Raw genomic sequence first — 9099 nt, 5'->3', positions numbered from 1 at the left:
TACCCGGTGCCTTCGGGCAACCGCTGCTGGGCGCTGGGCGAGGCGATTGCCCGCGCGGTGGCGAGCTTCCCCGAGGACCTCAACGTGCAGATCTGGGGCACTGGCGGCATGAGCCACCAGCTCCAGGGGCCGCGCGCGGGGCTGCTCAACCGCGAGTGGGACAACAAGTTCCTCGACATGCTGGAAAGCGATGATGATGCGGCGAGGTGGATTCCGCATATCGAATACCTGCGCGAAACCGGCAGCGAAGGCATCGAGATGGTGATGTGGCTGATCATGCGCGGCGCGCTGGGCAAGCGGGTCAAGACGCTGCACCGCCACTATCACATTCCCTGCAGCAACACGGCCATCGGCCATATCGTTCTGGAGCCGGCCTGAAGCCCTCTCCCCTTGAGGGGAGAGGGTTGGGAGAGGGGAACTCCCGTATCGATCATCCTCAACATGGGCCGGGCGAGTTCCCCTCTCCCCGGCCCTCTCCCCTGAAGGGGAGAGGGAGAAATGATATGCGTATTGCACTCGCCGGTGCCGGCGCTTTTGGTGAGAAGCACCTTGATGGCCTGAAGAAGATCGACGGCGTCGAGATCGTCTCGATCATCAGCCGCACCGCCGAACAGGCTGCTGCGGTCGCCGCGAAGTATGGCGCGAAGCATTCGTCGACCGAGCTTGAGGATGCACTGGCGCGCGATGACGTCGATGCCGTGATCCTCTGCACGCCGACGCAGATGCATGCGTCGCAAGCCATTGCCTGCATGGATGCGGGCAAGCACGTGCAGGTCGAGATCCCGCTGGCGGACAGCTGGGCGGACAGCGAGGCCGTTCTGGCAAAGCAGCAGGCCACCGGCCTCACCTGCATGGTCGGCCACACCCGGCGCTTCAATCCCTCGCACCAGTACGTGCACAACAGGATCAAGGCGGGCGAGTTCAACGTCCAGCAGATGGACGTACAGACCTACTTCTTCCGCCGCCGCAACATCAATGCCAAGGGCGAGCCGCGTTCGTGGACCGACCACCTGCTGTGGCACCACGCGGCGCATACGGTGGACCTGTTTGCCTATCAGGCGGGCAAGATCGTCAAGGCCAATGCGCTGCAGGGGCCGCTGCATCCTGAGCTTGGCATTGCGATGGACATGTCGATCCAGCTGCTGAGCGAGAGCGGCGCGATCTGCACGCTGTCCTTGTCGTTCAACAACGATGGGCCGCTCGGCACGTTCTTCCGCTACATCGGCGATACCGGCACCTACATCGCGCGCTACGACGATCTGGTGAACGGCAAGGAAGAGCCGATCGATGTGTCGAAGGTTGACGTTTCGATGAACGGGATCGAGCTGCAGGACCGCGAGTTCATTGCGGCGATCCGTGAAGGGCGCGAGCCCAATTCGTCGGTTGGCAAGGTGCTCGATTGCTACCGCGTGCTGGGCGAACTGGAGACGCAGCTCGAAGGGTGAGACAGGAGGCGCGGGTGGAAGCTTGGATTGCCTATTCGGGGCGCACATTCGCCCGCCCGCGCTACTACGCCAATGCCCACGAGCGCGACGAGGTGGAAATCGTGCCGGTACTGATGCCGGTGCTGGACGGCCGCGCCGCGGGAACCGGGATCGACCGCGAGGGGTTCCAGCTGGTTTCGCACCAGAGCGCCGTGCGCGATTTCCGTGACCGCGAGGAAGTGGCGCGCGTCCATATGCGCGAGATCGAGGAACTGGTGCAGGCCCAGACGGGGGCGGACTTCGTCCATGTCGGTGCGCCGGGGCTGCTGCGCTTCTCGGAACGGTCGGGGCTCGCGGGAAGCCTCAACAATTCGATGCCGGCGCGCTTTGCGCATATCGACATTTCGGATGGGACTGCCGACCAGTTTGCCGAGCGCGGTGCAAACGGACGGCCCTTTGCCCGCTGCGCGCACTACAACGTCTGGCGCGCGCTTTCCCCCGCGCCGCAGGACGTGCCGCTGGCGCTGTGCGATGCACGCAGCCTCGCGGCGGAGGATCTGATCGCGGCGGATGCGGTGTTCGACGAGCCGGGCAAGCCGGAGTGGTCGTTCGAGGGGCTGGTGGTGGCGCACAGTGCGGCGCATCGCTGGCATGCCTTCCTTGACCTTGCGGCGGACGAGGCGATTCTGTTCAAGACTCACGACAGCGACCCGGCGGGGGCGCATCACGTGCCGCATGTCGCCTTCGATCTCCCCGGCTGCCCCGCCGATGCCCCGCCGCGGGTGAGCATCGAGATGCGCGCGACGGCGTGGTGGTGGCGCTGACGCAACAGTTTGTGCGTTTAACATACATTTTTCACACGCAGGAGATTGCATTCGCGGTCAGAATTGTTATGAGTCATACCAGATCGAATGAGTAGATCTTCGACTGTAAAGGGAGGGTGACCATGGCCAGATTGACGGCCGCGCGGCGCGTAGCGCGCCTGCTCGGTATGACCGCAGCTATCGTTTCCGTGCCGGCCTTCGCGCAGGAAGCCGCACCGCAGGCAGGCGGCGATGCCGCTGCCAAGGACTTGACCACGCAGGAAATCGTCGTCACCGCGCAGTTCCGCGCGCAGAAGCTGCAGGATACGCCGCTGGCGATCACCGCAGTGAACGCGGCGATCCTCGAAGCGCGCGGGCAGACCGACATTTCGCAGATCACCAGCCAGGCGCCGAACGTGGTGCTGCGCAACCAGCCGCAGAGCGGCGGTATCGGCCTTATCGCGTTCATTCGCGGCATCGGCCAGACCGACTTCAACTACGCGCTGGAGCCCGGCGTCGGCATCTACGTCGACGACGTCTACATCCCCACGCTGTCGAGCTCGCTGCTCGACCTGATGGATCTGGAGCGCGTTGAAGTGCTGCGCGGTCCGCAGGGCACGCTGGCCGGGCGCAACTCGATCGGTGGTTCGATCAAGCTGTTCTCGAAGAAGCCGAGCGGCGATGGCAGTGGCTTCCTGCAGGCCACCTATGGCGCCTACAACCGCATCGACGTGCGCGGCATCGCCGATTTCAAGATCACCGACACGCTCTCTGCGCGCGTTTCGGGCGCGACCAAGAACACCGACGGCTATGTGAAGCTGCTCGACTACGGCCTCGCGAACCCGAATTCGAACGTCCCGGCCAACAACGCCAAGGGCGACGGGATCGAGCGCGGCACGCTGGGCGGCCGTTCGTTCGCGGCCGGGCGCATTGCGCTGCGCTGGGAAGCGACGCCGGATATCGAAGTGAATGTGGCGGCGGACTATACCCGCGAGCGCAATGACTCCGGTGCGCAGGTGCTGCTCTATGCGCAGGGCCAGGCGGTGACATCTGATGGCCTGCCCTGGCTCAGGGGCAAGGACGGCACTCCGGTCCGGCTGACCAACGCTTTCGTGCCCTACAGCACGCGCTTCCAGCAGTCCGGTTCGACGGCGCCCGCCGGCTATGATCCGCGCTTCATCAACTACGCCAACTTCCTCGACGCGCGCACGCCGACGAGCCAGGCGCCCTACAAGCCTTATTCTGCGACCAACGGGCAGAACTTCGATGGCTGGGGCGTGACCGGCAACGTGACGGCCAAGCTCGCCGACAACCTCAGCGCGACGTGGATTTCCTCGTTCCGCCGCTACAAGATGAGCTTCGGCTTCGATCAGGACGGTTCGCCGATCCCGGTGGCGCAGCTCGACAACGTGCTGCGCCACCGCGCGTGGAGCCAGGAATTGCGCCTCAACGGCAGCTTCCTCGACAAGCGCATCGAATACACCGTCGGCGGGTTCTACTTCGACCAGAACGGCACGTATAACGCGCGTGTCGACCTGAACTACGCGGGCATCGACTTCATCCACGGGCCGGACAGCACCCCTTCGACCTCGAAGGCGCTGTTCTTCAACGGCACGTTCCACGTCACCGATGCGTGGGGGTTCACCGGCGGTATCCGCCATACCTGGGACAAGAAGGACTACACCTACTTCCGGTCCAACCCGGATGGCACGGTGCCCTTCGGCAACTGGTCGCCGGCGCAGCTGCCGTTCCTGCCGATCTGCGAATCGTTCCAGGGTCTGGGTCCGACGACGCCCGAGGGTATCCCGCTGCCGACCGCGGTGGGCAATACGCCGAACTGTCTGCTGACCGGTCTCTACAACGTGACCGGTTCGTTCAAGGGCCAGCGCACCGACTGGCGCGTGGAAACCGACTACCGGTTCAGCCCGGAAGTCTTCGTCTACGCCTCGGTCGCCACGGGCTACAAGGCGGGCGGCGTGAACCCGCGTCCGTTCTTCGGTCCTTCGGCGGGTGAATGCTCGGCGCTGCCGCCGGGCGTTCTGGCGCCTTGCAACCAGATCAAGTCGTTCAACCCTGAATCGCTGACGACTTATGAAGCGGGCATCAAGACCGACCTGTTCGATCGCAAGCTGCGCTTTAATGCCTCGGCGTTCTACAACAAGTACAACAACATCATCCTGACCCTGACTCGCTGCCCGGCGGCGCCGTGCCTTCTGCCGGCCAACGTCGGCAAGGCGAATGTCTGGGGTCTGGAAGCGGAAACCACGATCCGCCCGGTCGAGGGCCTGACGCTCGACGGGTCGATCAGCTACATCAACTTCCAGTACACCGATACCGGCACGACCGGCGTTCCCAAGAGCAACGTCACGCCGTTCACGCCGGCCTGGAACTGGAGCTTCGGCGTACAGTATGACTACACGATGAAGTCCGGCAGCGTGATCAGCGCCCGCTTCGACGGATCGTATCAGTCGTCGATGTACACCGAGGCATTCAATGCGCCGACCAACCTGGTCGACGGCCGCTTCCTCGGCAATGCGCGGGTCAGCTACACCAGCCCTGACAAGGGTTGGCAGCTCGCAGTTGAAGTGCAGAACCTGTTCAACAAGTACTACTACAACACGGTCGAGGACGTGCAGGGCCCGCTGGGCGTGATCACGGCCAACCCCGGTCTGCCGCGCACCTGGGCGGTTTCGGTCAAGCGCACGTTCTGATCCGCGCCTGATTGCCAGTGCATAGCAAGGGGCCGCTCCACTTCGGTGGGGCGGCCCTTTTGCTGTGCGGGAATCCGGTTGAAATCCGGGTGGGCCATGGTAGACCCATTCTAACAATTGATAGAATGGGGTGAGGCGATGGGTGCTTTTCCGCAGACGATGTATTTCGTCGGGCTCAATGAACCGGTGGGGCAGGAAGCGAGCCTGACGGGGCTGACGGTGGAAGGCACGCTGCCGCCCGAAGTGCGTGGCAGCTTCTATCGCGCGGTGCCCGATCCGGCCTGGCCGCCCAAGTTCGAAAACGATCACACGCTTTCGGGCGACGGCATGGTCAGCCGGCTTTCGTTCAATGCCGATGGCACCGCCGATTTCGCGATCCGCTTTGTCGAGACCGCGCGCTATCTGGCCGAGAAGGCCGCGGGGCACGCGAAGTTCGGCAAGTATCGCAATCCCTTCACCGACGATGCCGATGTGCAGGGGGTTGACCGCACGGTCGCCAATACCACCCCGGTCTGGCATGCGGGACGCTTGCTGATGGCGAAGGAAGACGGGCGGCCCTATCGCGTCGATCCGAAAACGCTGGAGACGCTGGGTTCGTATGACTTCGGCGGGGCGCTGAAGTCCGAGACGATGACCGCGCATGTGCGGATCGATCCCGCCACGAAGGAACTGTTCTTCTATGGCTACGAGGCTGATGGATTGGCCTCGACCAAGGTTTCCTATTGCGTGGTCGGGCCCGATGGCGCGCTGAAGAGCGAACAGTGGTTCGATGCGCCCTACTGCGCGATGATGCACGACTTCACGATCTCCGAGAACTACGCGCTGTTTCCGATCTATCCGACGACGGCGGACCTCGAGCGGCTCAAGGCGGGCGGCGAGCACTGGCACCATGAGCAGGAGCTCGATTCGTGGCTGGGCGTGATGCCGCGCTATGGCGATGTTGCGGAAATCCGCTGGTTCAAGGGGCCCAAGGGCGTCCATTCGTACCACATGATGAATGCGTGGGAGGACGAGGCGGGTCTCTTGCATTTCGATGCCTGCCTCAATTCGACCAATGCCTTCGCCTTCATCCGCGAGCCTTCGGGCATCCACTTGCAGCCGTGGGAAGTGCAAGGCGCGCTGACGCGCTGGACGGTCGATCCCAAGGCGGATGGCGGTGCGGTGCAGGAGACAGTGATCGGACCTCCGGGCGATTTCCCTGTGATCCCGGCAGCGCGCCAAGGCCGGCCCTATACGCATGGCTGGATGCTGACGATGAACCCCGAGCTTCAGGGGCCGCCGCTGCCGGGCGGGCCGGTGGGGGCGATGTTCAATCTGCTGCTGCGGCTCGACATGCGCGGTGGGCCTCCGCAGGCCTTGGCCCTGCCGCCGATGGCGGGCTTCAACGAGCCGGTGCACGTGCCCGCAGCCGATCCCGCGCATGAAGGCTGGCTAGTGACGATCGTCGATCAACAGGTGGGCGACAACGCCTTCGTGCATCAGGCCTGGGTGCTCGATGCGGGGAACATCGCGGCAGGGCCGGTCGCCAAAGTGACCATCCCGCTGCGGCTGCGCCCGCAAGTCCATGGCTGGTGGGTGCCGCAGGCGGAACTGGACGCGGCATGAGCAAGATCGTCATTACCGGCGCATCGGGCAATTATGGCCGGGGCCTGACCGACCTCTTGATCGAAGCGGGGCGGGCGCAGGACCTGATCCTGATCACCCGCAGCCCGGACAAGCTGGCGGACCGCGTGGGGCAAGGCTGCACGGTGCGCTATGGCGATTTCGACAAGCCCGAGACGCTGGCAGATGCGGTGCAGGGGGCGGACAAGATGCTGCTGATTTCCGGCACGCGCGTCGGCGCGCGGGTGGTGCAGCACAAGGCGGCGATCGATGCGGCGGCGGCGGCGGGCGTGAAGCACATCGCCTATACCAGCTTCATCGGCATCGACGATCCGGCAAACCCTGCAGAAGTGCGCCACGATCACATCGAGACCGAGCGCCTGATCCGCGCCTCCGGCATGGCGTGGACCATGCTGCGCGATGCGCATTATGCCGATGCGATGATCCTGATGGCCGGGCCGGGCGTGATGCAATCGGGCCAGTGGGTCAGCAATGCGGGCGAGGGGCTGGAGGCGATGGTCTGGCGCGACGACTGCATCGCCTCGGCCGCAGCGGTGCTGACAGGCGAGGGGCACGAGGGCCAAGTCTACAACATCACAGGACCCGAACTGCAGACCTTCCGCGAAGTGGCCGCGATCATGGCGGAAGTGACGGGGCGGCCGGTCGCCTATGTCTCCACCACCGACGAGGAGCAGTACGCGATGTTCGATGCCATGGGCATCCCGCGCCGCCCGGTCGATGACCAGAGCGTGGCGGGCATCCCGTGGAACAGCGACGATATGGTGACTTTCGGGCAGGCCATCCGCGAGGGGTTTCTCGAAGTCTGCAGCGATGATGTCGAACGGCTGACCGGCCGCAAGGCGCGCTCGGTGCGCCAGATGATCGAGGACAACGCGGAGATGCTGCGCAGCCTATAGCGACTAGTGCCACGTCGCCTTCATGGCGCGCACGACGTCGGCGGTCTGCTGGAGGATATCGTCCAGCTGATCCGAGAGGAACGCCTTGGGATCGCGGTAGGCCATCGCCCAATCCGCATAGCGGCGCGCGACGATCGGTCCATCGGCGAGCACCATGATGCTGTGATGGCGCGGATCGCCCATGATCCGCTTGAGCAGCGCGCGCACCGCGCTTTCCGGCCCTTCGAGCACTTGGGCAAACCGGCCGCGATGCACGGTGGCCACGCTGGAGATGCCGATCCTCGCGTTGCGCTCTCCCGAGCGGGCGCAGATCTCGCGCAGCTGCCGCAAGGCTTCGTCCGGGGTGGCAACGGCCGTGCTGATGTAGGAGAGCTTCCACAAGCGCATGGGCAGACGGGTCCTGCCGGTCCCTTCCGCACCCGTTGCGCGGCCGTGGAACGCTAACGTGAGTTAGGCTTTCCGGCCGGAATTGGAAGGGGGAGAGCGGCAGGACGACCCAAAAGTACCAGCAGGTGTGGCCGCAGTGCCGCTATCGCCCGCCTTACAGACTGGCCGCATAGAGCGCGAGCATGCGGCTCCACGCCTTGTCGGCCTGCACCTTGTCGTAGATCGGGGCGTCGATGGTGCACCAGCCGTGCTGCGCGGGGTAGACCTCGACTTCGGCGGGGCGACCGGCGGACTTGGCGGCGGCAGCGAGCGCGGTCTTGTCGTCCGGTGCGCTCGCATCGTCGTTCTGGGCGATGGCGAAGAGGAAGCTCGCCTTTGTTTTCGCAAGGAGATTGACCGGGCTGTCCGCTTCGGTGCCGACAAGGCCGCCGCCGTGGAACGAGGCTGCGGCGCCGACGCGCGCCGGGACGGCATAGGCGGTGCGCACGGTGTAGGGCCCGCCCATGCAATAGCCGCAGGTGCCGATCTTCTTCGCGGTATCGACTTCGGCCTGCGCATCGAGCCAGGCAACGAAGGCCTTGGCGTCGCTCATCGTGCCGGCAGGGGTGATTCCGGCGATCAGCGGCTTCAACTTGGCCTGACCCTCAGGCGTGCGCCACGCCACCAGCGAATCGAGCACCGGGGCGACAGCGCCGCGATAGTAGTGGTTCACGACCAGCACCGCATATCCGGCGGAGGCGAGGCGCGAGGCCATCGTCTTGTACGCCTCGCGCAGGCCCGCGATATCGGGCCACATGATCACGGCGGGGTGCTTGCCGGTCTCGGGCGCGTAGAACCAGGCATCGGCCTTGCCATCGGGCGTGGTGACCGTGACCGCCCGGCCCTTCACCGGCAGATCACCGGGGGCCGATTGCGCGACGCTGCAGGCGGGGATCGTGGCCAATACGACCATGCTGGCCCCTGCGGCACCGAACTGGCGGCGGTTGAGCCATGCGGCGTTGTCGGCTTCGGTCTGTTCGTCACACATGGGTCTGGGCCTTTTGCTGGGGGCGCTCGCGGCGGCATTCTGACCGAAGCTCCCGTTCGTGTCGAGCGAAGTCAGCGCCTCCACTTGGTCGTGGCTTCCCGAACTTCGTCATCCCCGCGAAGGCGGGGAACCAGGGCGAGGGAGCGCTGCAGCCGCTCTGGATCCCCGCCTTCGCGGGGATGACGCGTGGGGAAGAGCGGGGATGACCAACTAATTTGGGCTGGGGTG

At 65.1% G+C, this 9099-nt stretch carries 7 protein-coding genes and 1 pseudogene; 6 read left to right on the top strand and 2 right to left on the bottom strand.

Features of this window, described 5'->3' with window-relative positions; all coding sequences use genetic code 11:
* The 6 genes and pseudogenes from K5Q19_RS14545 to K5Q19_RS14520 form a co-directional block, all read left to right on the top strand.
* A pseudogene (locus tag K5Q19_RS14545) lies at window positions 1–378 on the top strand (protocatechuate 3,4-dioxygenase); the annotation flags it as partial.
* A 125-nt stretch (window positions 379–503) separates the two neighbouring features.
* The gene (locus K5Q19_RS14540; RefSeq protein WP_292946500.1) at window positions 504–1445 is read left to right on the top strand and encodes a Gfo/Idh/MocA family oxidoreductase; all 942 of its coding nucleotides are present in this window, start codon (window positions 504–506) and stop codon (window positions 1443–1445) included.
* Window positions 1446–1459: 14 nt separating this feature from the next.
* A complete protein-coding gene (locus K5Q19_RS14535; RefSeq protein ID WP_292946497.1) occupies window positions 1460–2248 on the top strand; it encodes a CmcJ/NvfI family oxidoreductase in 789 nt (262 codons plus the stop codon).
* 122 nt (window positions 2249–2370) lie between these two features.
* Entirely contained in the window at window positions 2371–4938 is a 2568-nt protein-coding gene (locus K5Q19_RS14530) for a TonB-dependent receptor (protein WP_292946494.1), read from the top strand.
* A gap of 138 nt (window positions 4939–5076) precedes the next feature.
* Window positions 5077–6543, top strand: a complete 1467-nt coding sequence (locus K5Q19_RS14525; RefSeq protein ID WP_292946491.1) for a carotenoid oxygenase family protein — start codon at window positions 5077–5079, stop codon at window positions 6541–6543.
* Complete coding sequence (locus K5Q19_RS14520) at window positions 6540–7457, top strand: SDR family oxidoreductase (protein WP_292946488.1); 918 nt, start codon at window positions 6540–6542, stop codon at window positions 7455–7457. The genes K5Q19_RS14525 and K5Q19_RS14520 overlap by 4 nt, the downstream gene beginning before the upstream one ends.
* A gap of 3 nt (window positions 7458–7460) precedes the next feature.
* Here the strand turns inward: K5Q19_RS14520 and K5Q19_RS14515 are convergent, their stop codons facing one another.
* Both K5Q19_RS14515 and K5Q19_RS14510 read right to left on the bottom strand, forming a co-directional pair.
* Window positions 7461–7844, bottom strand: coding sequence for a BLUF domain-containing protein (locus K5Q19_RS14515; protein WP_292946485.1), 384 nt, complete (start codon window positions 7842–7844; stop codon window positions 7461–7463).
* A 154-nt stretch (window positions 7845–7998) separates the two neighbouring features.
* Window positions 7999–8871 carry a dienelactone hydrolase family protein gene (locus tag K5Q19_RS14510; protein ID WP_292946483.1) on the bottom strand — a complete coding sequence of 291 codons (873 nt, stop codon included), beginning with the start codon at window positions 8869–8871 and terminating at the stop codon, window positions 7999–8001.
* Window positions 8872–9099 lie beyond the last annotated feature (228 nt).

The organism is Novosphingobium sp. (assembly GCF_019748365.1).
Taxonomy (GTDB): domain Bacteria; phylum Pseudomonadota; class Alphaproteobacteria; order Sphingomonadales; family Sphingomonadaceae; genus Novosphingobium.
This window is presented reverse-complemented; position numbering and strand designations above follow the sequence as displayed.